Source organism: Pseudomonas sp. NPDC090208, from assembly GCF_044746785.1.
Classification (GTDB): domain Bacteria; phylum Pseudomonadota; class Gammaproteobacteria; order Pseudomonadales; family Pseudomonadaceae; genus Aquipseudomonas.
Genome location: NZ_JBIVCU010000002.1, coordinates 527,680 through 554,481, shown reverse-complemented (window position 1 = coordinate 554,481; position 26,802 = coordinate 527,680). Strand labels below are relative to the sequence as shown.

17 protein-coding genes are annotated in these 26,802 nt (G+C 61.1%); 8 read left to right on the top strand and 9 right to left on the bottom strand.

Annotated features, from left to right (window positions below):
• Positions 1-234 precede the first annotated feature (234 nt).
• Entirely contained in the window at positions 235-792 is a 558-nt protein-coding gene (locus ACIPL0_RS05515) for a peptidylprolyl isomerase (protein WP_400592595.1), read from the top strand.
• A 167-nt stretch (positions 793-959) separates the two neighbouring features.
• Positions 960-2,792 carry an ABC transporter ATP-binding protein gene (locus ACIPL0_RS05510; RefSeq protein WP_400592598.1) on the top strand — a complete coding sequence of 611 codons (1,833 nt, stop codon included), beginning with the start codon at positions 960-962 and terminating at the stop codon, positions 2,790-2,792.
• Positions 2,793-2,980: 188 nt separating this feature from the next.
• Here the strand turns inward: ACIPL0_RS05510 and ACIPL0_RS05505 are convergent, their stop codons facing one another.
• Complete coding sequence (locus ACIPL0_RS05505) at positions 2,981-4,105, bottom strand: GNAT family N-acetyltransferase (RefSeq protein WP_400592601.1); 1,125 nt, start codon at positions 4,103-4,105, stop codon at positions 2,981-2,983.
• Between the two features lie 280 nt (positions 4,106-4,385).
• Here ACIPL0_RS05505 and ACIPL0_RS05500 point away from each other — a divergent pair, with 280 nt between their 5' ends.
• On the top strand, positions 4,386-5,702 hold the full coding sequence (locus ACIPL0_RS05500) for a putative porin (RefSeq protein ID WP_400592603.1): 1,317 nt from the start codon (positions 4,386-4,388) through the stop codon (positions 5,700-5,702).
• Between the two features lie 304 nt (positions 5,703-6,006).
• Here ACIPL0_RS05500 and ACIPL0_RS05495 read toward each other — a convergent pair whose 3' ends face one another.
• From ACIPL0_RS05495 to fadD2, 4 genes are all read right to left on the bottom strand, one after another.
• The gene (locus tag ACIPL0_RS05495; RefSeq protein WP_400592606.1) at positions 6,007-7,128 is read right to left on the bottom strand and encodes a beta-ketoacyl-ACP synthase III; all 1,122 of its coding nucleotides are present in this window, start codon (positions 7,126-7,128) and stop codon (positions 6,007-6,009) included.
• Between the two features lie 338 nt (positions 7,129-7,466).
• Positions 7,467-11,378, bottom strand: a complete 3,912-nt coding sequence (hrpA, locus tag ACIPL0_RS05490; protein ID WP_400592609.1) for an ATP-dependent RNA helicase HrpA — start codon at positions 11,376-11,378, stop codon at positions 7,467-7,469.
• Positions 11,379-11,738: 360 nt separating this feature from the next.
• Entirely contained in the window at positions 11,739-13,436 is a 1,698-nt protein-coding gene (gene fadD1 / locus ACIPL0_RS05485) for a long-chain-fatty-acid--CoA ligase FadD1 (RefSeq protein ID WP_400592612.1), read from the bottom strand.
• Positions 13,437-13,828: 392 nt separating this feature from the next.
• The gene (gene fadD2 / locus ACIPL0_RS05480) at positions 13,829-15,517 is read right to left on the bottom strand and encodes a long-chain-fatty-acid--CoA ligase FadD2 (RefSeq protein WP_400592617.1); all 1,689 of its coding nucleotides are present in this window, start codon (positions 15,515-15,517) and stop codon (positions 13,829-13,831) included.
• Between the two features lie 224 nt (positions 15,518-15,741).
• Between fadD2 and ACIPL0_RS05475 the strand changes: the two genes are divergently transcribed.
• Both ACIPL0_RS05475 and ACIPL0_RS05470 read left to right on the top strand, forming a co-directional pair.
• Positions 15,742-16,686: a lysophospholipase gene (locus ACIPL0_RS05475; RefSeq protein ID WP_400592620.1), complete on the top strand. Its 945-nt coding sequence runs from the start codon at positions 15,742-15,744 to the stop codon at positions 16,684-16,686.
• A 46-nt stretch (positions 16,687-16,732) separates the two neighbouring features.
• Positions 16,733-17,203: a MaoC family dehydratase gene (locus tag ACIPL0_RS05470; RefSeq protein WP_400592622.1), complete on the top strand. Its 471-nt coding sequence runs from the start codon at positions 16,733-16,735 to the stop codon at positions 17,201-17,203.
• A gap of 771 nt (positions 17,204-17,974) precedes the next feature.
• Here ACIPL0_RS05470 and ccoM read toward each other — a convergent pair.
• The 3 genes from ccoM to ACIPL0_RS05455 all read right to left on the bottom strand — a co-directional run bounded on the left by ccoM (position 17,975) and on the right by ACIPL0_RS05455 (position 18,804).
• Positions 17,975-18,091 carry a cytochrome c oxidase subunit CcoM gene (gene ccoM, locus ACIPL0_RS05465; protein ID WP_400592624.1) on the bottom strand — a complete coding sequence of 39 codons (117 nt, stop codon included), beginning with the start codon at positions 18,089-18,091 and terminating at the stop codon, positions 17,975-17,977.
• Positions 18,092-18,233: 142 nt separating this feature from the next.
• A complete protein-coding gene (locus tag ACIPL0_RS05460) occupies positions 18,234-18,392 on the bottom strand; it encodes a hypothetical protein (RefSeq protein WP_400592627.1) in 159 nt (52 codons plus the stop codon).
• Between the two features lie 64 nt (positions 18,393-18,456).
• Entirely contained in the window at positions 18,457-18,804 is a 348-nt protein-coding gene (locus ACIPL0_RS05455; protein WP_400592629.1) for an aspartate-semialdehyde dehydrogenase, read from the bottom strand.
• A 206-nt stretch (positions 18,805-19,010) separates the two neighbouring features.
• On the opposite strand from ACIPL0_RS05455, the gene rapA reads away from it, so the two are divergent.
• Positions 19,011-21,857, top strand: coding sequence for an RNA polymerase-associated protein RapA (rapA, locus tag ACIPL0_RS05450; RefSeq protein WP_400592632.1), 2,847 nt, complete (start codon positions 19,011-19,013; stop codon positions 21,855-21,857).
• 379 nt (positions 21,858-22,236) lie between these two features.
• On the opposite strand, the gene ACIPL0_RS05445 is transcribed toward rapA, so the two are convergent.
• A complete protein-coding gene (locus ACIPL0_RS05445; protein ID WP_400592635.1) occupies positions 22,237-23,592 on the bottom strand; it encodes a spinster family MFS transporter in 1,356 nt (451 codons plus the stop codon).
• Positions 23,593-23,852: 260 nt separating this feature from the next.
• On the opposite strand from ACIPL0_RS05445, the gene ACIPL0_RS05440 reads away from it, so the two are divergent.
• Together ACIPL0_RS05440 and ACIPL0_RS05435 are read left to right on the top strand one after the other, a co-directional pair.
• Positions 23,853-24,209 (top strand): YkgJ family cysteine cluster protein, encoded by a 357-nt coding sequence (locus ACIPL0_RS05440; protein ID WP_400592637.1) that lies wholly within the window; start codon positions 23,853-23,855, stop codon positions 24,207-24,209.
• 198 nt (positions 24,210-24,407) lie between these two features.
• Positions 24,408-26,714 carry a putative bifunctional diguanylate cyclase/phosphodiesterase gene (locus ACIPL0_RS05435; protein ID WP_400592640.1) on the top strand — a complete coding sequence of 769 codons (2,307 nt, stop codon included), beginning with the start codon at positions 24,408-24,410 and terminating at the stop codon, positions 26,712-26,714.
• Positions 26,715-26,802: the final 88 nt, after the last annotated feature.

The window sequence follows — 26,802 nt, the reverse complement described above, 5'->3', positions numbered from 1 at the left end:
TTGTCACAATCGCAACCGCCGGCAAGCCGGACTGCTACGGGAATCGATCTGGTCTGCGGTTCCGGTGTCGGCTGATCCGACGCCTTCGCGAGCAGGGCTCCCTCCCACAGGCCAGCGCTCCAAAGCAAGAATCAAACATTCATCCGAACGAGCTACCCCCCTGTCAAAAACGTCACAAACGTGCTTCCCTTGCTAGCTGTTTGCAGTCGAACAACCATTCAGGACCTCTGCCTCATGCTGAAGAAAATCGCCCTCACCGCCGCTGCCGCGCTGTTCGCTTCCAACCTGATGGCCGCCACGGCGCCGCATGTCGTGCTGGACACCAGTTTCGGCCAGGTCGAAATCGAGCTGGATCAGGACAAGGCGCCGATCAGTACCCAGAACTTCCTCAAGTACGTGGACAGCAACTTCTACTCCAACACCATCTTTCACCGGGTGATCCCGGGCTTCATGGTCCAGGGCGGTGGTTTCACTGCGCAGATGGTGCAGAAGCCGACCAACGACCCGATCAAGAACGAAGCCGACAACGGCCTGCATAACGTCCGTGGCACCATCGCCATGGCGCGCACCTCCGACGTCAACTCGGCCACCAGCCAGTTCTTCATCAACGTCGTCGACAACGCCATGCTCGACCACGGTGTGCGTGACTACGGTTATGCCGTGTTCGGCAAGGTCGTCAAAGGCATGGACGTGGTCGATCAGATCGTCAACGTGCAGACCGGCAACAAGCAGGGCATGCAGAACGTCCCGCTGGACCCGATTTTCATTAAGTCGGCCAAACGCGTGAACTAAGCTGTTGCAGGTGCGCGAAAGCCGGGCACTTGCCCGGCTTTCTGGTTTTTGGAAGACGGATCGTTTGAATAAACCGTGAGCATTCGCGGATTCATGCGGTCTGAATCGGGGACGAATCCTCAGTCCCGCAGAAAGGAGAGCCTGCTCAAGGGTGGGCGTCATAGCCAATGTTCTATCGCCGTTTCGAGCAACTGATCGATATCTTCCGCGACGCTCCCACCGCGGCCCCGCCGAACAAAGTCGTGTCCTTCTACGTGTACTACCTGCGCCAGGTCTGGCCCAGTTTCGTCGCGTTGTTGGTGGTCGGCCTGATCGGCGCGCTGATCGAGGTGTCGCTGTTCAACTACCTGAGCCGCATCATCGACCTGGCCCAGGGCGCGCCGAATCCGAACTTCTTCAGCGAGCATGCCTTCGAGCTGGCCTGGATGGTGATCGTCGCGCTGATCCTGCGACCGATCTTCGTCGCCCTGCATGACCTGCTGGTGCACCAGACCATCAGCCCCGGCATGACCAGCATGATCAACTGGCAGAACCACAGTTACGTGCTCAAGCAGAGCCTGAACTTCTTCCAGAACGACTTCGCCGGACGCATCGCCCAGCGCATCGTGCAGACCGGCAACGCTCTGCGCGATTCCGCTGTGCAGACGGTGGATGCCATGTGGCACGTGTTGATCTATTCGATCGGTGCGCTGGTGCTGTTCGCCGAGGCCGACTGGCGCCTGATGATTCCGTTGCTGTGCTGGATTCTCGGTTTCATTCTGGCGCTGTGGTACTTCGTGCCCCGGGTCAAGGCGCGCTCGGTGGTGTCGTCCGATGCCCGCTCAAAGCTGATGGGCCGCATCGTCGACGGCTACACCAACATCACCACCCTCAAGCTGTTCGCCCATACCAGTTCCGAGCAGCAGTACGCCCGCGAAGCCATCAGCGAACAGACCGAGAAGACCCAGCTCGCCGGCCGAGTGATCACCGAGATGGACACCGTGATCACCACCCTCAACGGCATCCTGATCGTCTGGACCACTGGCCTGGCCCTGTGGCTGTGGACCCAGTCGCTGATCTCGGTCGGTGCCATCGCGCTGGCGACCGGTCTGGCGATCCGCATCGTCAACATGTCCGGCTGGATCATGTGGGTGGTCAACGGCATCTTCGAAAACATCGGCATGGTCCAGGACGGCCTGCAGAGCATTTCCCAGCCGGTGGGCGTTACCGACCGCGACCACGCGCCGAAGCTGCATGTCGAGCGCGGTGAAGTGAAATTCGAGAACCTCGATTTCCATTACGGCAAGGGCCGGGGCGTGATTCAGGCGCTGAACCTGAACATCCGCGCCGGTGAAAAGATCGGTCTGATCGGCCCGTCTGGCGCCGGCAAATCGACCTTGGTCAACCTGCTCCTGCGTTTGTACGACGTGCAGGGCGGGCGGATTCTGATCGACGATCAGGACATTTCCCATGTCACCCAGGAAAGCCTGCGCTCGCACATCGGCATGATCACCCAGGACACCTCGCTGCTGCACCGCTCGATCCGCGACAACCTGCTGTACGGCAAGCCTAACGCCACCGATGCGGAATTGTGGGAAGCCATGCGCCGGGCCCGTGCCGACGAGTTCATCCCGCTGCTGTCGGACGCCGAAGGCCGCACCGGCCTGGACGCTCATGTCGGCGAGCGCGGGGTGAAGTTGTCCGGCGGTCAGCGCCAGCGCATCGCGATCACCCGGGTGCTGCTCAAGGACGCGCCAATCCTGATCATGGACGAAGCGACGTCCGCGCTGGACTCGGAAGTCGAGGCGGCGATTCAGGAAAGCCTGGAAACCCTGATGCAGGGCAAGACCGTGATCGCCATCGCCCACCGCCTGTCGACCATCGCCCGCATGGACCGGCTGGTGGTGCTGGAGAACGGTCAGATCGCCGAAAGCGGCACCCATGCAGAGCTTCTGGCGCAAAAAGGCCTGTATGCAAGGTTGTGGGCGCATCAGACCGGGGGGTTTGTGGGGGTGGACTGACGGCAGTAAAGAACCCGTGGCGATCCGGCTTGCCGACGGTCTCTGTAGGAGCTGGCTTGTCCTGCGAGCGGCTGCGAAGCAGTCGTAAATCCATACGCATTGGTAGTGTCAGACACACCGCGTGCAAAGATTTTACGACGACTTCGTCGCCGCTCGCAGGGCAAGCCAGCTCCTACAAGGGACGTGTATCACGCTTGCCGATACGGCAACGCCGCGCGCGCCTCTTCGGCGTAGGCCAGAATCCCCGCCCGCTCCTGCTCCAGAAAACCCGCCACCGCCTCGCGCAATCCGGGGTGGGCCAGGTGGTGCCAGGAATGGGTGATCACCGGCTCGAATCCGCGAATCAGCTTGTGCTCGCCCTGCGCCCCGGCATCGAAGCGCTTGAAGCCTTCAGCAATGGCGTAATCCATGCCCTGATAGAAACACGTCTCGAAATGCAGCCGGTCGAACTCGGCCAGGCAGCCCCAGTAACGCCCGTAGAAACTGTCACCGCCGACCAGGCTGAAGGCCATTGCCACCGGCCGTGCGCCCTGTCGCGCCAACACCACGCGGATCGCCTCGGGCATGCGCTCGGCCAACAGGCTGAAGAATTCCCGCGTCAGGTACGGTGCCTGCCCACGGACCTCATAGGTGTTGGCGTAGCAGGCATAGACGAAATCCCAGTGCGCTTCGCTCAATTCATGGCCGTGCAACCATTCAAAGCCAAAGCCCTGCCCCGCCACCTGCTCGCGTTCCTTGCGCATCTGTTTGCGCTTGCGTGAACTCAAGGCATCGAGGAAATCCTGAAAATCCCGGTAGCCGCGGTTCTGCCAGTGGTATTGACAGCCGATGCGCTGCAACCAGCCGGGTTGTTCGGCGAGCAAGGCGTCGGCCACCGGGTCGGTGAAGTTGACGTGGACGCTGGACAGCCCTTCGATCTCGGCATAGCCCGGCACCGCCGCCAGAAGTTCCCGGCCATCTTCCGGGCGCTTTGCCAGCAGCCTCGGTCCGCTCACCGGGCTGAACGGCACGGCCACCAGCAGCTTGGGGTAATAGGCGATGCCGGCGCGACGACAGGCATCAGCCCAGCCATGATCGAACACGTATTCGCCGTAGGAATGCCACTTGCGGTAAGCCGGCAGGGCGGCGATCAACGTTTCGTTTTCATAGTGCAACAGGTGTTCGGCGCGCCAGCCCGAACGCGGACCGAGGCTGCCACTGTCTTCCAGTGCGCTGAGAAAGGCGTGGCGCAAAAACGGCGAGTCGCCGGGTATCAGCGCATCCCACTCTGCGGTTGCCAGTTCCGACAACCTGTCCAACCGATGTAACGCCATCACACCTCTCCGCCTCACCGCGCCAACGTTTGCGCAGTATCACCTATTGAAACAATTTGCACATGAAATTTACCGCGACAGCGCTCTAGCTCGCGGGTTCAACGATTTTTCACTTGTCATCGACATGCCATCACTTAGCCACCGTTTCGTCATAAACGGCCGTGATACTGGCGCCTGTTTTCAGAACCCCCTGTTCTAAAAGCGCCGATTTCTTTTCCGCCCGTTTTGGTCGGTTGTTCCCTGGATGGCTTTGTCATCCCTCTCATCTACGGAGATTGATATGCGTCTTGCTTCCACGAAAACTGCGGCAGCCCTGTGTGGCGGTATGCTGCTGGCCCTGAGTGTTCCGGCCAGCGCCGCAGTCGACGCGAAACTGCTCGACATGCTCAAGGCCAACGGTTCGATTTCGCCTGCTCAATACACCGAGCTGCAAACCGAACTGGCCAAGGATCAGCAGGCTCAAGCGCAAGCCCAGAAAGCCCAGGCCGATCAGATCGCCGCAGCGACCGCCAAGTCTTCCGAGCTGTCGGCGTTCGAACAGAAAGTGGCATGGGCCGCCAAGACCCAATTCAAGGGTGACGTCCGCGTTCGCCAGGAAACCGTCAAGATCGACGACCAGAACAACAGCCAGGACAAGAACCGTCAGCGTATTCGTGTTCGTCTGGGCGCCTACACCGACATCAACCCACAAGTCAGCACCGGTATCCGTATCGCCACCGGTGGCGACAACAAGGCCAACTCCACCAACGTCGACCTGAACGACTACTTCACCAAGAAAGACCTGTGGCTGGATCAGGGTTACATCGACTTCCACCCGACTGCCGTTCAGAACCTGCACATCATCGGCGGCAAGATGCCACAGCCATGGGTCAGCGAAGGCGACGTGATCTGGGACGCCGACATCAACCCGGAAGGTCTGGCAGCCACTTACAGCCTGCCGATCAGCAAGGGCTTCGAGCTGTTCGGTAGCGCCGGTACCTACACCCTCAAGGACAACATCAGCGGTGACGGTACTCAGTTCAAGAACGACCTGCGCCTGAACGCCGCTCAGTTGGGTAGCCGCTTCGCCATCACCGACGGCATGAAAGCGACCCTGGGTGCTTCGGTGTACCAGTACTCGAACTCCAACGACTGTATCCCGGGCTCTGCCAGCACTGCGACCACCTTCTGTGGCCTGGGCATCAACGGCAACAACACCAACGACTTCCGTCTGTATGAAGGCTTCGGTCAACTGGACCTGACCAGCCTGCCAGTACCGGTCGGCATCTATGGTCAGTACGTGGTCAACAGCGCCACCGACAGCAACCAGGACACTGCCTGGCTGGCGGGCGTGAAGACCAAGGTGTTCGGTTTCGCGCTGGACTACAACTACCGCGATACTCAGCGTAACGCCGTGGTCGGTGCCTTCACCGACTCCGACTTCGCCAACGGCACCACCGGTTCCCGTGGTCACAAGTTCAGCGTGTCCTACGACATCGACAAGAACTTCTCCCTGGGCGCGACTTACTTCCTGACCAAGGCAGACTTCGCGACTTCCGCTCTGCCGCGTGACGAAGACGCCAACACCCTGCAGATCGACGCTATCGCCAAGTTCTAAGGCGGGAAGCGACACGCTTCAAGCGGCAAGTTAAAAACCGCAGGCCCTGAGTGCTCCCTCAGGGTCTGAGGTGACTCCCCCAGCCTGGTATCGCCCTGTCGGATCCCCATCATCCGTTTCGACAGGTCGATACCGGGCTGTTTTTATTGGTGGGCATCAATGCCGTGCAGAAAAAAAATTTGGGAGCGAATTCATTCGCGATGAGTCGGTGCAAGCGACACACTTGCGGCGCCTGAAAGACCTTTCGCGAATGAATTCGCTCCCACAGTTGCCGATTCCGATCAGCGACCGGAACCGGCGGCAATCACTTCTTGCGCAGGATCACACTGCCGATCGAATACCCGGCACCGAACGAGCTCAACACACCCAGCGCACCTTTTGGCAGGTCGTCCTGGTATTTGTGGAACGCGATCACCGAACCGGCCGAACTGGTGTTGGCGTAGGTGTCGAGAATCACCGGCGCTTCTTCGACGCTGGCGTCGCGGCCCAGCAGTTTTTTCACGATCAGGTGGTTCATGCTCAGGTTGGCCTGGTGCAGCCAGAAGCGCTTCACGTCGCTGACGTTCAGGTCGTTCTCGCCCAGGTGCGTGCCCACCAGTTCCGCCACCATCGGGCAGACGTCACGGAACACCTTGCGGCCTTCCTGAACGAACAGCTTGTCCGCCTTGCCCTCGCCTTCTTCGGCGGTGCGGTTGAGGAAGCCGAAGTTGTTGCGGATGTTGTTGGAGAAGCTGGTCAGCAGTTTGGTGCTGACGATGTCGAACTGCTGCGCCGAGGTCGCCAGATCGGCACGCTCGACCACCACCGCCGTGGCGGCATCGCCGAAGATGAAGTGGCTGTCGCGGTCACGGAAGTTCAGGTGCGCGCTGCAGATTTCCGGGCTGATCACCAACAGGGCGCGGGCCTGACCGAGCTTGATGCTGTTGTACGCGGTCTGGATGCCGAAGGTGGCCGAGGAACAGGCGACGTTCATGTCGAAGCCGAAACCCTGCACACCCAGCGCCGCCTGAATTTCGATGGAGATCGCCGGGTAGGCGCGTTGCAGGTTGGAGCAGGCGACGATTACCCCGTCGATGTCGGCGGCGGTCTTGCCGGCGCGTTGCAGCGCCTGTTCGGCCGCGGCCACGCCCATTTCGCAGAGGATCGACCATTCGTCGTTGGAGCGCTCGGGCAGACGCGGTTTCATGCGCTGCGGATCGAGGATGCCTTCCCGGTCCATGACGAAACGGCTCTTGATGCCGCTGGCCTTTTCGATGAACGCTGCGCTCGATTCAGTCAGCGCCTGGACTTCGCCGGCTTCGATGGCGGCGGCATTGTCGGCATTGAACTGGGCGACGTAGGTGTTGAAAGACTGCACCAACTCATCGTTGGAAATGCTGTTGGCCGGGGTGAAAAGCCCTGTGCCACTGATCACGACTTCGTACACGGTCGTTCCTCTTATGTTGACGGCAGCAGGCAAAGGGCCTGTGCGAGCACGGCACCGGCCGCTTCTGGAACGACCGTACCAATGCAACGATAAAAAAGGGTCCCGCAAGCGGGAAACATCTCGTGAAGCTTTTGGAATTCAGGTCGCAAAGTGTGCCACAACGGCTGGTATTTGGCGCTATCCCGCCGGCGCAATGCCGCGGATCGATATGAAACTGTCACCGTCACTGTCACTGCAACTGTGGGAGCCGGCTTGCTGGCGAACTGCGGTGTATCAGTCGACATCATGGGTACTGAAACAACGCTTTCGCCAGCAAGCCGGCTCCTACAGGTCGGTGCTCAGCCCTCCACCGCGCTCCACTGCTTGCTCAGGCGCTTGTCGGAAATCGGCACCTTGGTTCCCAGTTGCTGGGCGAACAGCGATACGCGGTATTCCTCCAGCCACCAGCGATACACCGTCAGCTCCGGATCACGCTTGCCTTCCTGGGCATGCTTATCGGCGCGGGTCTGGTATTGCGCCCACAGGTTGCCCAGTTCGATGCTCCACACGCGGTCCTTCTGCACCTGGCTGCCGAGCTTTTCCAGACGCAGTTCGATGGCTTTCAGGTAGCGCGGCAGCTCCTTGAGCCACAGCGCCGGGGTTTCGCGCACGAAGCCCGGGTAGACCAGCTTGCCCAGTTGCCCCTTGATATCGTTCAGAGCCACGGCCTGGGCCAGATCAATCTTGCCCTTGAAGCGCTTTTGCAGCCCGTGCCACAGCTTGAGAATGTCCAGGGTCAGCTTCGCCAGACGCTCGGCGTGCTCAGTCAGGCTGCCGCGCTTGCGTTCGGCCAGCGACAACAGGCCGGCGCCGTCCCGTGGCAGGCTGGTTTCGCCGTCGAGAATGCAGCTGTCGAGGCTGGCCAGCAGAATGTCTTCGATCAGCGCATCGACCCGGCCCATGTCGCGGTACAGCAGGCCCAGCTCAGTCTGACCCGGCAGTTTGCTGCGCAGGAATTTCGCCGGCTCCGCCAATTGCTGCAACAGCAGACGCTGCAAAGCGCGACGGTGCTGGTATTCGGCTTCGGCGAGCGTCGAGAAACGACCTTCCTTGACCGTGCCGCCCTCTTCAACCAGCGCCGGATACACCGTCATCGACAGCCCGGCGATCTTCTGCTGGGTCTTTTCCTCGACCTTGGCAAAACCCTTGGCTTCCACCGGCTGCTGGCTTTTCACCGATTGCGGCACCGCCAGCGCGGCTTGCCCTGCTTCGGCAAAACGTGCGGTCAGTTCGTCCAGATCGCGGCCTTCGCCGAGGAACTTGCCGTTGCCGTCGACCACTTCCAGATTCATCTTCAAGTGGTTTTCCACCTGAGTCGCCGACTCGCTCCAGGCCTCGTCCGGCACCCGTGCGCCAGTCATGCGCAGCAGTTCGCGGCCCAGTGCCTGGGGCAGCGAGCCGTCGGCGAAGACCATACGTTGCAGCGCTGCCTTGACGAAGTCCGGCACCGGCACGAAGTTCTTGCGCAATGCCTTGGGCAGGTTACGCACCAGCGCCACGCATTTGGCTTCCAACAGACCCGGCACCAGCCATTCCAGGCGCTCGGCCGGCAGCGACAGCAGCAACGGCGCCGGCACGCGCAGGGTCACGCCGTCACGCGGGTGGTTCGGCTCGAAGTGATAACTCAGCGCCAGGGTCAATTCACCCAGCCGTAGCGTGTCCGGGTACTGATTGGCGGTGACTTCACTGGCCTCGCGGGCCAGCACGTCTTCCTCGCGCATGATCAGCAGTTGCGGGTTCTTCTGGCTCTCCATCCGGTACCAGGCGTCGAACGTCGCGGTCTGGTGGATTTCCGCCGGCAGACGCTCGTCGTAGAAGCGGTACAGGGTTTCCTCGTCGGCGAGAATATCGCGGCGACGGGCCTTGGCTTCCAGTTCGTCGAGTTGTTCCAGCAGCTTCGTGTTGGCGCTCAGGCACCTGGCCCGCGACTGGATCTCGCCGCGCACCAGTGCCTCGCGGATAAACAGCTCGCGGGACACCACCGGGTCGACCGGACCGAAATGCACCGGGCGCCGTCCGACCACGATCAGGCCGAACAAGGTGATCTGCTCGAATGCCACGACCTGGCCGCGCTTCTTCTCCCAGTGCGGTTCGAAGTGGTTTTTCTTCAGCAGGTGACCGGCCAGCGGCTCGATCCAGTCCGGCTCGATCTTCGCCACCATCCGCGCGTAGAGCTTGGTGGTTTCCACCAGTTCGGCGGCCATGATCCATTGCGGGCGTTTGCGACCCAGGCCCGAAGAAGGATGCACCCAGAACCGCCGCTGGCGGGCGCCGAGGTAATCGCCTTCTTCGGTTTTCTGCCCGATCTGGCTGAGCAGACCGGACAGCACCGCCTTGTGGAATTTCGGGAAATCCGCCGGTTCCTTGTTGACCGTCAATTGCAGGTCACGGCAGATCAGGCTGAGCTGGCGATGGGAGTCACGCCACTCACGCAGCCGCAAATAGTTGAGGAAGTTGCGTCGGCACCAGTTGCGCAGCGGGCTTGAACCCAGCGCCTGGCGCTGTTCCTCGAAACCGCGCCACAGATTGACCAGCCCGGCGAAGTCGGAATCCTGATCCTTCCACTGCGCGTGGGCCTGATCGGCGGCCTGCTGGCGCTCCGGCGGCCGCTCGCGCGGGTCCTGGATCGACATGGCACTGGCGACGATCAGCACTTCCTGCAGGCTGCCCTGCTTCGCCGCTTCCAGCAGCATGCGGCCCATGCGCGGGTCCACCGGCAGACGCGCCAGCTGGCGGCCCAGCGGGGTCAGCTGGTTTTCGCGATTGACCGCCGACAGCTCCTGCAACAGGTTGAAACCGTCGCTGATGGCCTTGCCGTCCGGCGGCTCGATGAACGGGAAATCGGTGATCTGCCCCAGACGCAGGTGGAGCATCTGCAAAATGACCGCCGCCAGGTTGGTGCGCAGGATTTCCGGATCGGTGAATTCGGGGCGTGAGAGGAAATCCTCTTCGCTGTACAGGCGCACGCACAGGCCCGGCTCGACCCGGCCGCAACGGCCTTTACGCTGGTTGGCGCTGGCCTGGGAGATCGCTTCGATCGGCAGACGCTGGACCTTGGCCCGATAGCTGTAACGGCTGATCCGCGCAGTGCCGGTGTCGATCACATAACGGATTCCGGGCACGGTCAGCGAGGTTTCCGCGACGTTGGTCGCCAGTACCACGCGCCGACCCGGGTGGGACTGGAAGATGCGCTGCTGTTCCGCCGGGGTCAGCCGCGCATATAGCGGCAGGATCTCGGTGTGTTTGAGCTGGGCCTTGCGCAGCACTTCGGCGGCATCGCGGATTTCCCGCTCGCCGGGCAGGAACACCAACACGTCGCCCGGCGACTTGCGTTCGCTGCGCTCGAAAGCGGCCAGTTCGTCCAGCGTGGCGAGAATCGCCTGATCGACGGTCAGGTCATTTTCGACCGCGTTGCCCTCTTCGTCCTGCTCGGCGGTCAGCGGGCGATACCAGGTGTCCACCGGAAAGGTGCGGCCCGAGACTTCGATGATCGGCGCCTTGTCGAAGTGCTCGGAGAAGCGCTCAAGGTCGATGGTCGCCGAGGTGATGATGATTTTCAGGTCCGGACGGCGCGGCAGCAGGGTTTTCAGATAACCGAGCAGGAAGTCGATGTTCAGGCTGCGTTCGTGGGCTTCGTCGACGATGATCGTGTCGTAGCGTTCAAGAAAACGGTCGTGCTGGGTTTCCGCCAGCAGGATACCGTCGGTCATCAGCTTGATCAGCGTGTTGTCGTCGCTCTGGTCTTCGAAGCGCACCTGATAGCCGACCAGCGAACCCAGCGGCGTGCCGATTTCTTCGGCGACCCGGCTGGCGACACTGCGTGCCGCAATCCGCCGAGGCTGGGTGTGACCGATCAGGCCGTGCTGGCCGCGGCCGATTTCCAGGCAGATTTTCGGCAACTGGGTGGTTTTGCCCGAGCCGGTTTCGCCCGCGATGATCAGCACCTGATGCTTGAGCAGCGCTGCCTTGATTTCGTCGCGACGGGCGGCGATCGGCAGGTTCTCGTCATAACGAATGACCGGCAGGCTCTGCTTGCGGCTGTTGACCTTGGCGAACGACGCCTGCACGCGCTCGACCCACTGCGCCAGCTTCGCCTCGTCGGGCTTCTTGCGCAGTTCGTGCAACTGGCGACGCAGGCGATGACGGTCAGCGGTCATGGCCTGGTCGAGGTTCTTGAGCAGTTGGTCGATGGAAGGCGATTCGTCGGTCATCAGGGCGCGAAGTCTTGTCTGTCTGAATTCAGGGCGCGGATTGTCGCAGATTTGCGGGGCTGGATGCAGGTCGATGGATCAAAACGCTCCCCCTTGTAGGAGCGTGGCTTGTCCCGCGATCCCCTGTAGGAGCTGGCTTGCCCTGCGAGCGGCGACGAAGTCGTCGTAAATTCAGCAAACGCGGTGTGTCAGAACTGCATAGTCGTCAGGGTTTACGACTGCTTCGCAGCCGCTCGCAGGACAAGCCAGCTCCTACAGGGGATCGCGTGTGTCAACAAGGCGCGGGCGTCGGCAGGACTTGGCGTCAGCCATAAACAACAAACCCCGCACGAGGGCGGGGTCTGTCGGTGTTGCGACGAATCAGGCAGGTTTTTTCAGGGCCAGCTTCTTCAACTCTTCATCACGCAGCTCGCGTCGCAGGATCTTGCCGACGTTGGTGGTCGGCAACGCATCGCGGAACTCGACGCTACGCGGCACCTTGTAGGCGGTGACGTTGGCGCGCATGTGCTCCATCACCTGCTCCTTGGTCAGCGTGGCACCTGGACGAACCACCACGAAGATCTTGATCGCCTCGCCCGACTTTTCGTCCGGCACGCCGATGGCCGCGCACTGCAACACGCCCGGCAGGGTCGCCAGCACGTCTTCCAGCTCGTTCGGATAAACGTTGAAGCCGGACACCAGAATCATGTCCTTCTTGCGGTCGACGATGCGCATGTAGCCGTCCGGCTGGATCACCGCGATGTCACCGGTCTTCAGCCAGCCTTCGGCATCGAGCATTTCATCAGTGGCTTCCTGACGCTGCCAGTAGCCCTTCATGACCTGCGGGCCCTTGACGCACAGCTCGCCAACTTCGCCCAGCGGCAGTTCTTCGCCGGCGTCGTTGATGGTCTTGCACAGGGTCGACGGTACCGGGATGCCGATGGTGCCCATCTGGATCTTCTGGATCGGGTTGACGGTGGCCACCGGACTGGTTTCGGTCATGCCGTAGCCTTCGCAGATCGAGCAACCGGTGACTTCTTTCCAGCGCTCGGCCGCCGCCTGTTGCAGGGCCATGCCGCCGGACAGGGTGACTTTCAGCGAGGAGAAATCCAGGTTGCGGAAGTCGGCGTTGTTGCACAGCGCCACGAACAGCGTGTTCAGACCGACGAAGCCGCTGAACTTCCACTTCGACAGCTCCTTGACCATCGCCGACAGGTCGCGCGGGTTGCTGATCAGGATGTTGTGGTTGCCGATCAGCATCATCGACATGCAGTGAAAGGTGAACGCGTAGATGTGGTACAGCGGCAGCGGCGTGATCAGGATCTCGCAACCTTCGTTGAGGTTCGAGCCCATCAGCGCCTTGCACTGCAGCATGTTGGCGATCAGGTTGCGATGGGTCAGCATCGCGCCCTTGGCCACGCCGGTGGTGCCGCCGGTGTATTGCAGCACGGCCACGTCACTGCCTTTGGGCGATGCGTCGTTGACCGGCTTGCCGTGGCCCAGCGCCAGCACATCGTTGAACTTGACGGCTTTGGGCAGATGGAACGGTGGCACCATCTTCTTCACGTACTTGATGACGCTGTTGACCAGCAGGCGCTTGAGCGGCGGCAGCAGGTCGGCGACTTCGGTGACCACGACGTGTTTGACGCCGGTCTTGGGCACGACCTTCTCGGCCAGATGCGCCATGTTCGCCAGGCACACCAGCGCCTTGGCCCCGGAGTCGTTGAATTGATGTTCCATTTCCCGCGCGGTGTACAGCGGGTTGGTGTTGACCACGATCAGCCCGGCGCGGATCGCACCGAACACCGCAATCGGGTACTGCAACACGTTGGGCAACTGCACGGCGATACGGTCGCCCGGTTGCAGGTCGGTGTGCTGTTGCAGCCACGCGGCAAATGCGCCGGACAATGCGTACAGCTCACCGTAAGTGAGGGTCTTGCCCAGGTTGCTGAATGCAGGTTTGTTGGCGAAACGCTCGCAGGACTGTTTCAATACCGCCTGAACGTTTGGATACTCATCCGGATCGATATCGGCAGCAATGCCAGACGGATATTTATCCTTCCAGAAGTTTTCGATCATGGAAGCCGACTCCTCAGCGACAGCGTTTCTACACACCGCTCAACGCGATGATTTCTTGTGTTTGGAATGTTTGTAGCCACTGGTTTTGTGCATCGACAGAACTAAAAGCGGGCCGAGCGTAGCAGCTTTGCCAGAGGGCGAGAAGAGCCTATAACAGGCCCTACAGTCATAAACTCGACTCTTGAACATTTTACGGTCACTTTTAGAGCAATGAACCTAATTGTCGAAAATGACCATGATTTGTATCTCTGCCGCTTTCCTCTTGATGGCCTGCGGTGCCGAATTTACGGGCACTTTCGCCGGTAAGCCGGACGGCTAAAGGACGTTTATTTCCGTCGCCCAGACGCAAAAACGGCGTGATCAACACGCCGTTTCATCCATCTCCGAAGACCTCACGCGATGTCGCGCAGCTCGCGTCTCAGGATCTTTCCTACAGGCGTCATCGGTAACGATTCACGCAGAACGATCTGTTTGGGCACCTTGTAGCCGGTGAAATTCTCCTTGCAGTAGGCCTTCAGTTCTTCCTGGGTCAGGCCCGGATCGCGCGGCACCACGAACAGTTTCACTGCTTCGCCGGAACGCTCGTCCGGCACGCCGATGACCGCACAGTTGGCGACCTTCGGATGGCGCATGACCACGTCTTCGATTTCGTTAGGATAGACGTTGAAGCCGGAGACGATGATCAGGTCTTTCTTGCGGTCGACGATGCTGATGAAGCCGTCGGCGTCGATCACCGCGATATCGCCGGTTTTCAGCCAGCCCTCGCTGTCCAGCACCTCGGCGGTGGCGTCGGGGCGATGCCAGTAACCGAGCATGATCTGCGGCCCTTTGAGACACAGTTCGCCACGTTCGCCGACAGGCTGTTCGACACCTTCGTCATTGATCACTTTGGCCGTGGTGCCCGGCACCGGCATGCCCACCGTGCCCAGCCTGGACTGGTCACCGTAGGGGTTGGCGGTGGCCACCGGCGAGGTTTCGGTCAGCCCGTAGCCTTCGACGATGGGGCAACCGGTCAAGGCTTTCCAGCGCTCGGCAGTGGATTTCACCAGCGCGGTGCCGCCGGAGTTGGTCAGACGCAGGCTGGAGAAGTCCAGGCTCTTGAAGTCCGGGTGCTCCATCAGCGCGACGAACAGGGTGTTGAGGCCGATCATCGCCGAGAACTTCCACTTCTTCAGCTCCTTGATGAAGCCGCCGATGTCCCGTGGGTTGGTGATCAGCAGGTTGTGGTTGCCGCTGACCATCATGCACATGCAATTCACCGTGAACGCATAGATGTGGTACATCGGCAGCGGCGCGACCATGATCTCGCTGCCCTGGCGGAAGATCGGCTGCCCCTTCGGATCGTGCTGCAGCATGCAGGCGTAAACCTGCTGCATGTTGGCTACCAGGTTGCCATGAGTGAGCATCGCGCCCTTGGGCGAGCCGGTGGTGCCACCGGTGTATTGCAGGACGGCGATGTCCTCCAGATCCAGTTGCACCCGCTGCAGATGGTCGCCGCGCCCCAGTTTGAGCACGCTCTTGAACGACACGGCCTGGGGCAAGTTGTAGGCCGGCACCATCTTCTTCACCTTGTCGACCACAGTGTTGACCAGCCAGCCCTTGGCGGCGGACTGCATGTCGCCCATCTTCACTTCGATCAGGTACTGGATGTCGGTGTCCGGCAGCACTTCTTCGACGTTCTTGCCAAAGATATTCAGGTACACCAGCGCGCGGGCACCGGAATCCTTGAACTGATGGCGCATCTCCCGCGCGGTGTACAGCGGGTTGGTGTTGACCACGATCAGCCCGGCGCGGATCGCACCGAACACGGCGATGGGGTACTGGATCAGGTTGGGCATCTGCACGGCGATGCGGTCGCCCGGCTTGAGTTCGGTCTGCTGTTGCAGGTAAGCGGCAAACGCCGCCGAATGGCGCTCAAGTTCGGCGTAGGTCAGGGTCACCCCCAAGTTGCTGAAGGCCGGCCGGTCCGCGTATTTCTTGCAGGAACGCTCGAACACTTCCACGACTGACTTGTAGGCCTTCAGGTCCACATCGTTGAGGACGCCCGCCGGGCGCTTGTCGTTCCAGAAGTCAGGTTGCATGTTCTTTTTATCCTCTTACCTGAGAGTGCCGCACCCGGCGCGCGAAGCGGGGTGTCTGGCGGACGTTAGCAGCTAACACCAGGAAGGCAAATAGGCCATTCGCCGTCATCAATGACGTGAATCTTGCAGGTGATCGGGCTGCCATTCGTCACCGGCTATACACTTGTAAAACAGCCTCGACGAAGCCTTTTTCGAGACATTTCTTTACAGGCAAGGGAAACGCCATGAGACACGACGCATTTTGGCTCGACAGCAACGACCACAACCGCCTGTACGTGAATGTCTGGCTGCCGCTGGGCAATCCGCGGGCGGTGGTCATGCTGGCCCATGGCATGGCCGAACACAGCGGACGTTATGCGCGATTGGGCGCGGCCCTGAGCGAAGCCGGGTTCGCCCTGTACGCCCACGACCAGCGCGGCCACGGACGCACCGCCGCGCATGGCGTTCTCGGTCATTACGCCGACCACGACGGCTGGAACAAGGTGGTCGGTGATCTGGCCAGCCTTAACGCCGCGATCACCCGCCGCCACCCGGACACGCCGGTGTTTCTGCTCGGCCACAGCATGGGCAGCTACGTCGCCCAGGCGTATCTGCTGCACCACGGCGCCAGCCTGCAGGGTGCGGTGCTCAGCGGCTCGAATCTCCAGCCGGTGTCGCTGTACCGCAGCGCCGCCGTGGTTGCCCGCCTGGAGCGCTGGCGCCAGGGCCCGGACGGGCGCAGCGCGCTGATCGATTTCCTGTCATTTGGCGCGTTCAACAATCGCTTCAAACCGGCGCGCACCCGCTTCGACTGGCTCAGCCGCGACCCGCAGGAAGTCGATCTGTACATAAACGACCCGCTGTGCGGCTTCCGCTGCACCAACCAGTTCTGGCTGGACATGCTCGGCGGCCTGCAACAAATCAGTAAACTGTCGAACCTGGCGCAGATCGACAAGAGCCTGCCGATGCTGATCATTGGCGGAGAATGTGATCCGGTCAGCGAAGGCAAGCGTCTGAAGGATCTGGCCGACGCCTTGAGCGGCACCGATCATCAGGCCGTGGAGCTGAAGATTTACCCGCAGGCGCGGCACGAGGTTTTCAACGAAACCAACCGCGACGAGGTCACCGGCGACCTGCTGGGCTGGCTGGACCGTGCGCTGACCCAGCCACGTCCTCGCCGCAGCGAATGACCGGACAGAATTGTTCAATTCACCCTTGACGTTACAGGACCGCAACATGACTCAAGTCACCAACACGCCGTACGAAGCCCTTGAAGTCGGCCAGAAGGCCAGTTACACCAAGACGGTCGAAGAGCGCCACATTCAGCTGTTCGCCGAAATGTCCGGCGACCGCAACCCAGTGCACCTGGACGCTGAATACGCCTCGAAAACCATGTTCAAGGACCGTATCGCCCACGGCATGTTCAGTGGCGCGCTGATCAGCGCGGCAGTGGCCTGCGAACTGCCTGGGCCGGGCACGATTTATCTGGGCCAGAAAATGAGCTTCCAGAAGCCGGTGAAGATTGGCGACACACTGACCGTGCGCCTGGAAATCCTGGAAAAGCTGCCGAAGTTCAAAGTGCGCATCGCCACCAACGTCTACAACCAGAACGACGAACTGGTGGTCGAAGGCGAAGCCGAGATCCTGGCACCGCGTAAAGAGCAGACCGTGAACCTGACCGAACTGCCGACCATTACCGTGGGCTGAGGCCGATTCGAGGTTGGGCGAACAGGTGCTTTCGTGGGTCAGTCGACAATTGCGTTGACTGGCCCGACGCCATCGCGAGCAGAGCTCCCTCCCGCGGAAATGTGGTGTTTGCTGGATTTCGGCAAACAGTGCCATTTGCTGCAAAAACACATAATCCCTCCCACGGCCTTCGGCCAGAAGCAAAAGCAGATGGTATTCACCCACCCGTAGCAGTCCGGCTTGCCGGCGGTGGCGATTTCAAGAACGTCTTCGCGGGCAAGCCCGCTCCCACAGGAGTTTGGGTTTCGCCGGCTTTTGATCTGGCTTTTGATTTTGATCTTGGGCCCCGTTCCAGAAGGCCGAACGCAGGCGATGTGGAGTGGGTTGAGCGACAGGATGTCGCGAGAGCCGCGTGGGCCATGGATGGCCCATTCGCGGCGTGCCCACGGAGCATTGCCTGTGTGAGGGAACACCGAGCATTAGCGAGGTGCCGTATGGCGGGGTAAAGAGCCCTTGGTTACTTGGGGCTCTTCCAAGTAACTCGCCGCTAGGCGAAACAAGGCTGCGTTAGCAGCTACAGCGCAAGACCAGACAAACCGAGTGCACAGGTTTTACGACGAGTACCTCGCCGCTCGCAGGACAAGCCAGCTCCTACAAGGGTCCGCGTAACTCGCCGCGAGGCGAAACAGGCTGCGTCAGCAATCCATCAGACACACCGCGCTTTTGAGGCCGCAAAAAAAACGGGCAACCGAAGTCGCCCCAAATGCCTTGCGTGCTCTTTTTATAAAAGACTCAATCCCTGCCGCGCTTGTGCGAGTCTCTCCAGATAAACAATCCCAGCCCGGCGAAAAACGTCACCATCAAACCGACGGTGGCCACACCGGCAATCACTGCATGGTCGAGAAACATAAACGCCCCTCCTGCTGTGCTCCTGTTGGATAGACACAGAGTAATCAGGCTTGGCAAAGGAGATGTTGATCCAGATCAATGCCACGGCAATCAAGAGCAGTGGCAGACGGATTCTGTGTAACGGAGGGAGAGAGCTGGCGATCTAGCGTTTTTTCGGCTTGTTTTTCGGTTTTTTCTTGCTCTTGCCCAGAGGCATCGCCTGCTCGAAGGCCTGGCGCACTTCATTGAGCCGTTTGTCGTTGAGGTCGTGAATACGCCTGGCGCGTTCGGCGCTCAGGTCCACCAGTTTGTCGTCGCTCATGGCGCGCTGCTCTCGAATGCCTGTTGGCCATCATAATGCGCAATCGGATGCACCCTGACCAGCCTCAAACCTTCAAATCCACCCACAGCCCCTGCCGCGGTTCGTCGTCGATGATCGGGACCACCGGGACCGTATTGTCAGCATTCAACGTGTCGCCAGGAACGGCCGGGCCTTCGTTCAGATCAGGATGACGGTCGGCAACTCGTCGATCACGTCGTCGCCGTTGCTGTCGGCGTTGTTCTTCGCGCAACAGCAATTGCGCCTGCTCGGGATCGCGCTGGCCCATGTTGATCGTGCTTTCATTGGAGCTCGGCTGCGCCGGCGCCACGGGAGGAATGTCCGGAGTCGGCTTGACCGGGTCCTGCTGCGAGGTCACGGGAGCCGCGCTCAAAGGAATCAGCGGTGGCAGCATGGTAATGGTCTCCTGTTATCAAGCTGTCGGCCGCCGTTTCGTCGACTTGAGCCGTGAGATGCGGAAGTTTCGACTATGTTTTTCGCAACAAGTGCCCGACCACACGTCAAGGCCCAATAAATACGGGCGTTTTTGCATTGTGTCTTTGGCCTGGGCGCCACGTTCCGTTACCATAGTCGGCTTTTTCAAGGCGGGAGTCAGGCAGCATGGCGCAGCAGTATCAACCGGGGCAACGCTGGATTAGCGACAGCGAAGCCGAGCTGGGTTTAGGCACCGTTCTGGCACAGGATGGCCGCTTATTGACCGTGCTCTATCCGGCCACTGGCGACACCCGCCAGTATGCTTTGCGCAATGCGCCGCTGACGCGGGTGCGTTTTTCGCCGGGCGACACCATCACTCACTTCGAGAACTGGAAAATGACCGTTCGCGAAGTCGAGGACGCCGACGGGCTGCTGGTCTACCACGGCCTCAACGCACAGAACCAGCCGGTGACCCTGCCGGAAACCCAGCTGTCGAACTTCATCCAGTTCCGCCTGGCCAGCGATCGCCTGTTCGCCGGGCAGATCGACCCGCTGGCGTGGTTCTCCCTGCGTTACCACACGCTGGAGCACACCAGCCGTCAGCTGCAATCCTCGCTGTGGGGCCTGGGTGGCGTACGTGCCCAGCCGATCGCGCACCAGTTGCACATCGCCCGTGAAGTCGCCGACCGTATCGCCCCGCGCGTTCTGCTGGCCGACGAAGTCGGTCTGGGCAAGACCATCGAAGCCGGTCTGGTCATCCATCGCCAGCTGCTCTCGGGCCGCGCCAGCCGCGTACTGATCCTGGTGCCGGAAAACCTGCAGCACCAGTGGCTGGTGGAAATGCGCCGCCGCTTCAACCTGCAAGTCGCCCTGTTCGATGCCGAGCGCTTCATCGAAAGCGATGCCAGCAACCCGTTCGAAGACACCCAACTGGCGCTGGTGTCGCTGGAATGGCTGGTCGATGACGAAAAAGCCCAGGACGCGCTGTTCGCTGCTGGCTGGGACTTGCTGGTGGTCGACGAAGCGCATCACCTGGTCTGGCACGAAGACAAGGTCAGCCCTGAATACTCGCTGGTCGAACAACTGGCTGAAGTGATTCCCGGCGTGCTGCTGCTCACCGCGACCCCGGAACAACTGGGTCAGGACAGCCACTTCGCCCGTCTGCGCCTGCTCGACCCAAACCGTTTCCACGACCTGAAAGCCTTCCGCGCCGAGAGCGAAAACTACCGCCCAGTGGCCGAAGCCGTGCAAGAACTGCTCGACCAAGGCCGTCTGTCACCCAAAGCGCACCAGACCATTCAAGGTTTCCTCGGTGCCGAAGGCGAAGCGCTGCTGGCGGCCGTGGCTGATGGCGACACCGAAGCCAGCGCACGTCTGATCCGTGAATTGCTGGACCGTCACGGCACCGGCCGCGTGCTGTTCCGCAACACCCGTGCCGCCGTGCAGGGCTTCCCGGAGCGCAAGCTGCACCCTTACCCGCTGCCGTGCCCGGCCGAATACCTCGAACTGCCGATGGGCGAACACGCCGACCTGTACCCGGAAGTCAGCTTCCAGGCCCAGGGCGAAACCAGCGAAGAAGAACGCTGGTGGCGTTTCGACCCGCGCGTCGACTGGTTGATCGACACGCTGAAGATGCTCAAGCGCGTCAAGGTGCTGGTGATCTGTGCCCACGCCGAAACGGCGATGGACCTGGAAGATGCCCTGCGCGTGCGCTCCGGCATTCCGGCCACGGTGTTCCACGAAGGCATGAACATCCTTGAGCGTGACCGCGCGGCCGCCTACTTCGCCGACGAAGAATTCGGCGCTCAAGTGCTGATCTGTTCGGAAATCGGCAGTGAAGGCCGCAACTTCCAGTTCGCCCACCACTTGGTGCTGTTCGATCTGCCGTCGCACCCTGACCTGCTGGAACAGCGCATCGGCCGTCTGGACCGGATCGGCCAGAAGCACGTCATCGAACTGCATGTGCCGTACTTGGAAACCAGCCCGCAAGAGCGGCTGTTCCAGTGGTACCACCAGGCGCTGAACGCATTCCTCAACACCTGCCCGACCGGCAACGCCCTGCAGCACCAGTTCGGCCCGCGTCTGCTGCCGCAACTGGAAGGCGGCGATGAAGATGACTGGCAAGCACTGGTCAACGAGGCCCGCACCGAGCGCGAGCGCCTGGAAAACGAACTGCACACCGGTCGCGACCGTCTGCTGGAGCTCAACTCCGGCGGCGCTGGCGAAGGCGACGCGCTGGTCGAGGCGATTCACGAACAGGACGACCAGTTCGCCCTGCCGATCTACATGGAAACCCTGTTCAACGCCTTCGGCATCGACAGCGAAGACCATTCGGAAAACGCGCTGATCCTCAAGCCGAGCGAGAAGATGCTCGACGCCAGCTTCCCGCTGGGCGACGACGAAGGCGTGACCATCACTTACGACCGCAACCAGGCGCTGTCCCGCGAGGACATGCAGTTCCTCACTTGGGAGCACCCGATGGTGCAGGGCGGCATGGACCTCGTGCTGTCCGGTTCGATGGGCAACACCGCCGTGGCGCTTATCAAGAACAAGGCGCTGAAACCTGGCACCGTGCTGCTGGAGCTGCTGTATGTGAGCGAGGTGGTTGCGCCGCGTTCGCTGCAACTGGGCCGCTACCTGCCGCCGGCTGCCCTGCGCTGCCTGCTGGACGCCAACGGTAACGATCTGTCGGGGCGCGTGTCGTTCACCACCCTGAACGATCAGTTGGAAAGCGTGCCGCGCGCCAGTGCCAACAAGTTCATCCAGGCCCAGCGCGATGCGTTGACGCCGCAGATCAACGCCGCTGAAGCCAAGGTCGCGCCAAAACACACCGAACGTGTGGCCGAAGCTCAGCGTCGCCTGGCAGCGGATACCGACGAAGAACTGGCGCGCCTGACCGCCCTGCAAGCTGTCAACCCGACCGTCCGCGACAGCGAACTGGTGGCGTTGCGCGAACTGCGTGAGCAGGGTCTGGCGATGCTGGACAAGGCAGCGCTGCGCCTGGAAGCGATCCGGGTGTTGGTCGCCGGCTGACGCCCTGCGACCTTCGGCTTTTGATTCTGGCCGAAGGCCGTGGGAGGGAGCCCTGCTCACGAAAGCGTCATTCTGGACGACATTGTGTTGACTGGTCTGACGTCTTCGCGAGCAGGGCTCCCTCCCACCATGGGATCGGCGTTCCAACCGGGGAATCCGGTCAATCTCTGTCGGATGTACCGGCCTCTCGCGAATGAATTCGCTCCCACCATCAATTCCACGCCGGTTCACCGACAGCTTTTGATTCTGGCCAAAGGCCGTGGGAGGGAGCTCTGCTCGCGATAGCGTCATTCTGGTCGGCATTATGTTGACTGGTCTGGCGCTATCGCGGGCAAGCGCGCTCCTACAATCAGCCGCATTGACATGAGCGTTAGCACGGTCACGCCACCGACGGTTTCACCCCTCGCCCCAGCGCCTCGTCCGCGACCATCCCCTCACGCATCCGCTGCGCATCGCGACTGAAACAACGTGAGGCGCATGCCAGAAAGACCAGCGCAAAAGCCAACGCCACCGGAATCAGGTACATCGCGTCGTGCAGGCCGATGGCCTTGAAGGCCTCGCTCATCTGCTCGACCTCGGCGGCTGCCATCGCTGTATGGGCGAAATGGTCCGAGAGCAGGCCCACCACCACCGGCCCCAGGCCACCGCCCAACAGGTACAGGCCGGCGAAAAACAACGCCATCGCCGTCGCCCGCAAACGCGGCTGAACCACGTCCTGAATCGCTGTATAGACGCAGGTGTAGAAGTTGTACGAGAACAGCCAGCCGACGCTGAACACCGCAACGAACACACCGATCTCGATACGCCCGGCGTGCAACGCATAACCTGTGCAGAGGCTGGCAACGGTCATGCTCAGCGCGGCAAACAGCAGTCGGCCATTGGCCCAACGCTGATGCAGTTTGTCGGCGATCCAGCCGCCCGCCGTCAGCCCGACCAGCCCGGTCACGCCGACGATCATGCCGGTGGCCATCGCCGCTTCCTGCAACGGCATCAGAAAGTAACGTTGCAGCATCGGCACCATGAACGAGTTACAGGCGTAGGTGGCAAAGTTGAACGCCAGGCCGGCCAGCACCAGCCAGCGAAAGGTCGGGATGGAGAGCACCCGGCGAATCGGCTTGTCGATCTTTTCCTGGGATATCGCCACGGTCTCCGCCGCGCCACGGGCCGGTTCACGGATGAAAAACATGAACACCGCCAGCAGCAGCCCCGGCACCGCCGCAATGAAGAACGGCGCACGCCAGCTGTCGAACGCCTTGACCATCGCACCGATGGTGAAGAACGCCAGCAACAGGCCCAACGGCAGGCCCAGCATGAAAATGCCCATGGCCCGCGCCCGACGGTAGGCCGGGAACAGATCGCCGATCAGCGAATTGGCCGCTGGCGCATAGCTGGCTTCGCCAATACCCACGCCCATGCGCACCAGCAAAAATGCCCAGAAATTGCCGACTAGCCCGTTCACCGCCGTCAGCCCGCTCCACACGGCCAGGCCCCAGCCCATCAGCTTGCGCCGCGAACCAGTGTCGGCCAGTCGGCCCAGGGGCAGACCGGCAACGGCATACACCAGGGTAAAGGCGGTGCCGATGATGCCGATCTGAAAATCGCTCAGCCGCCACTCCATGCGGATCGGCTCGATGATGATCGCCGGAATGGTACGGTCGAAAAAATTGAACAGATTGGCCAGAAACAGCAGGAACAGCACACGCCACGCATTGGCCGCCTGATGGGTATCACGCATGAGTCATCCGTCCCTTTGATTGTTGTTTTTGGCCAAAGGCCTTCCGCCCCGGCACCTGCAATCTAGTCAGCGGACGGCCGACTGTCTGTAAATATTCGTAAAGCTGATACCCGCCCATCGCACCGCGACAACGCCGCTCTCGCCGGACGTCGGACACCGTCGAAAATATTTTGTGAGCCCACTTCACAGGCCCGATGGAATGCCTAGAATGCTGCGCTTTCGCCCCCTCCCCCCAACACTTCTCTTTGCAGTACATAGCCATGTCTGATGTCAGCCCGTGTCTGAATTGTGGTGCCTGCTGTTCTCACTTTCGCGTGTCTTTTTTCTGGGGGGAATGCGCATCCTCCGGCGGCACCGTGCCCGATGATCTGGTGACGAGCATCAGTCCCAGCCGCGTGGCGATGCTGGGCACCGACCAGAAGTCGCCGCGCTGTGTTGCGCTGCAGGGTGAGGTCGGCAAAGGCGTCAGCTGTTCAATTTATGGACAACGCTCCTCCACATGTCGCGAGTTCGACGCCTCGTGGGAAAACGGCGAAGCCAACTCGACGTGCGATATCGCCCGTGCTGCTTTCGGGCTACCCCCGCTTGAATACACTCAAATGCCTGAATCGGCGTAGAAGGCGACAAGATCAGGGATGATCTTTATATTTTCGGAACTATCTATCCGATTTCTTATGTCGAAATAGTTGGTACATCCGTCCGCAGCAAGGTGTTTAAAAACTTTACACCTCTATAATCATTCCACTTTGCCATCCCTCATTCCGAGGGATGGCCGGCTTCCCCCCTCCCCCTACTGACGGACGACAAGGCACGCTATGGATTGGCTGGGCTTGCACTTTCTTTCTTCCATGCCTGCACATGGCCGGATGCTGCTGGAATGCACCCACAGCGGGCCGTTGATCCTGCTCGCGTATTTCGTTGCCTGCGTAGCCAGCTTCGCCACGCTGGACATCGCCGACAGGGTTAGCCATGTCGAACGCCACGTTGCCCGACTGCGCTGGCGCGCGCTGGGTGCCCTGTGCCTGGCCGTGGGGATCTGGGCCATGCATTTCATCGGGATGCTGTCGTTCCAGGCCCCGCTGGAAATGCACTTCGATCTGCCGGTGACCATCGCCTCACTGGGCATGGCCCTGTTCTCCGGCATGGTGACCATGAAAGCGCTGAGCCATCCGCGCCTGCCCGTTCGGGACTACCTGATCGTGTCGGTATGCATCGGTCTGGGTATTACCAGCATGCATTACCTGGGCATGTCTGCGCTGCGCTCGGGCGCTACGCAGTATTACGATCCTGTACGGTTCGTCGCTTCGATCGTGATTGCCATCGCCAGCAGCCTGGCAGCGCTGGTGCTGGCGACCTACATGCGCCAAGTGAGCGGGCGCTCCCACGTGTGGCTCAAATGCGGTGCCAGCCTGGTGCTCGGCGCGGGCATCGTCAGCACCCATTTCATGGGCATGTGGGCACTGCACCTGATGGTGCCTAACGACGTCGAATTGCAACCGGCAACGGCGGGAAACAGCCTGCAACTGAGCCTGACCATTACCCTCATCGTGCTGCTGATCATCGCCGGCAGCGTCAGCGCCGCACTCGCCGACAAAAAACTGCAGAGCAAGGAAAATGACCTGCGCCGGGTGAACACCCTGCTCACGCAACTCGATCAGGCGCGCGCATCGCTGCAGCAAGCCGCTCATTACGACGCCCTGACCAACCTGATCAACCGCCGTGGTTTCAACCAGATTTTCGCCGAGCGCCTGATCGAACAGAAGCTGAACAAAGGCATGCTGGCGGTGATGTTCCTCGACATCGATCATTTCAAACGCATCAACGACAGCCTCGGCCATGATGCTGGCGACGAATTGCTGAAGGTGATCGCCGAACGCATTCATAGCGCGACACGGATCACCGACGTGGTGGCCCGTTTTGGCGGCGACGAGTTCTGCATCCTGATCAACCTGAGCGGCCAGAACGACCTCGACGAGGCGCGCTTCCTGGCGCAGCGGGTCATGAACCACATGAAAGAGCCGATCGCCCTGGTCGGCCGGCGCATGGTCATGACCACCAGCATCGGCATCAGCGTGTTTCCCCATGACGGCGACACCTGCGACGAATTGCTCAAGCACGCCGATCTGGCGCTGTACCAATCCAAGGACCACGGCCGCAACACGCTGAATTTCTTCAACGAGAGCCTGAAAACCCGCGCCAGCCTGGAGCTGCACCTGGAAGAAGAGCTACGCAGTGCATTGCGCGAGAACCAGGGCCTGCAACTGCATTTCCAACCGATCGTCGATCTGTCCAGCGGCCACGTGGCCAAGCTCGAAGCCCTGGTACGCTGGCAGCACCCGACCCACGGCCTGCTGACCCCGGACCGCTTCATCACCATCGCCGAAAACAATGGCCTGATCGCCGAGCTGGACAACTGGGTACTGCGCCAGGCGTGTCGGGACCTCGCCGCACTGCGTGACACCGGTTTCGACAACATCATCATCGCGGTCAACTGCTCGGCGCTGAATCTGGCCCGTGCCGAGCTGCTCCAGGAAATCGAACACGCGCTCAAGCAAGCGGACGTGCCAGGGCGCCGTCTGGAGCTGGAGGTGACCGAGAACGCGCTGATGGGCAACATCAGCGCCACTGCCGAACTGCTCAACCAGATCCGCAAACTCGGTGTTTCGCTGTCCATCGACGACTTCGGCACCGGTTATTCGTCGCTGGCCTACCTCAAGCGCCTGCCTCTGGACACGGTGAAGATCGACCGCTCGTTCATCATCGACGTGCCCAATTCGCCCCAGGACATGGAGATCGTCCACGCGATCATCGTCATGGCCCATACCCTGCAGCTCAAGGTGGTCACCGAAGGCGTGGAAACGGCGGCGCAGCTGGAGTTCCTCAGCGATTACCAGTGCGATTACGTGCAAGGCTATCTGTTCAGCAAGCCATTGCCACTGGAGAAACTGCTTCCTCTGGTGCACCAACTCAACCAGCGCAAACCGGTCAGCCTGTGCCCGACGCCGGCCCTGCTGGAGAGCGTGGGCGCCCGCGCCAGTCAGATTCACGCCGGCCCGTCCCTGTGCCGCCCGGAAAAAGAAGAAATCGCCATCAACCGGATTCACGCCCACCCGGCTGGCTGATCGCGTGACGCAGCCCTCATCCTCGCCGGTCTTTTCTCAAGAAGCCCCCGGACACGCCGATCAACCGGGGGATTCCCCTAGCCGACAC

What these genes read in the sequence shown, in the direction of transcription:
- ACIPL0_RS05515 (WP_400592595.1), top strand. Translation starts at nt 235, where the DNA reads ATGCTGAAGAAAATCGCCCTCACCGCCGCTGCCGCGCTGTTCGCTTCC.
- ACIPL0_RS05510 (WP_400592598.1), top strand. Translation starts at nt 960, where the DNA reads ATGTTCTATCGCCGTTTCGAGCAACTGATCGATATCTTCCGCGACGCT.
- ACIPL0_RS05505 (WP_400592601.1), bottom strand. Translation starts at nt 4,105, where the DNA reads ATGGCGTTACATCGGTTGGACAGGTTGTCGGAACTGGCAACCGCAGAG.
- ACIPL0_RS05500 (WP_400592603.1), top strand. Translation starts at nt 4,386, where the DNA reads ATGCGTCTTGCTTCCACGAAAACTGCGGCAGCCCTGTGTGGCGGTATG.
- hrpA (WP_400592609.1), bottom strand. Translation starts at nt 11,378, where the DNA reads ATGACCGACGAATCGCCTTCCATCGACCAACTGCTCAAGAACCTCGAC.
- fadD1 (WP_400592612.1), bottom strand. Translation starts at nt 13,436, where the DNA reads ATGATCGAAAACTTCTGGAAGGATAAATATCCGTCTGGCATTGCTGCC.
- fadD2 (WP_400592617.1), bottom strand. Translation starts at nt 15,517, where the DNA reads ATGCAACCTGACTTCTGGAACGACAAGCGCCCGGCGGGCGTCCTCAAC.
- ACIPL0_RS05475 (WP_400592620.1), top strand. Translation starts at nt 15,742, where the DNA reads ATGAGACACGACGCATTTTGGCTCGACAGCAACGACCACAACCGCCTG.
- ACIPL0_RS05470 (WP_400592622.1), top strand. Translation starts at nt 16,733, where the DNA reads ATGACTCAAGTCACCAACACGCCGTACGAAGCCCTTGAAGTCGGCCAG.
- ccoM (WP_400592624.1), bottom strand. Translation starts at nt 18,091, where the DNA reads ATGTTTCTCGACCATGCAGTGATTGCCGGTGTGGCCACCGTCGGTTTG.
- ACIPL0_RS05460 (WP_400592627.1), bottom strand. Translation starts at nt 18,392, where the DNA reads ATGAGCGACGACAAACTGGTGGACCTGAGCGCCGAACGCGCCAGGCGT.
- ACIPL0_RS05455 (WP_400592629.1), bottom strand. Translation starts at nt 18,804, where the DNA reads ATGCTGCCACCGCTGATTCCTTTGAGCGCGGCTCCCGTGACCTCGCAG.
- rapA (WP_400592632.1), top strand. Translation starts at nt 19,011, where the DNA reads ATGGCGCAGCAGTATCAACCGGGGCAACGCTGGATTAGCGACAGCGAA.
- ACIPL0_RS05445 (WP_400592635.1), bottom strand. Translation starts at nt 23,592, where the DNA reads ATGCGTGATACCCATCAGGCGGCCAATGCGTGGCGTGTGCTGTTCCTG.
- ACIPL0_RS05440 (WP_400592637.1), top strand. Translation starts at nt 23,853, where the DNA reads ATGTCTGATGTCAGCCCGTGTCTGAATTGTGGTGCCTGCTGTTCTCAC.
- ACIPL0_RS05435 (WP_400592640.1), top strand. Translation starts at nt 24,408, where the DNA reads ATGGATTGGCTGGGCTTGCACTTTCTTTCTTCCATGCCTGCACATGGC.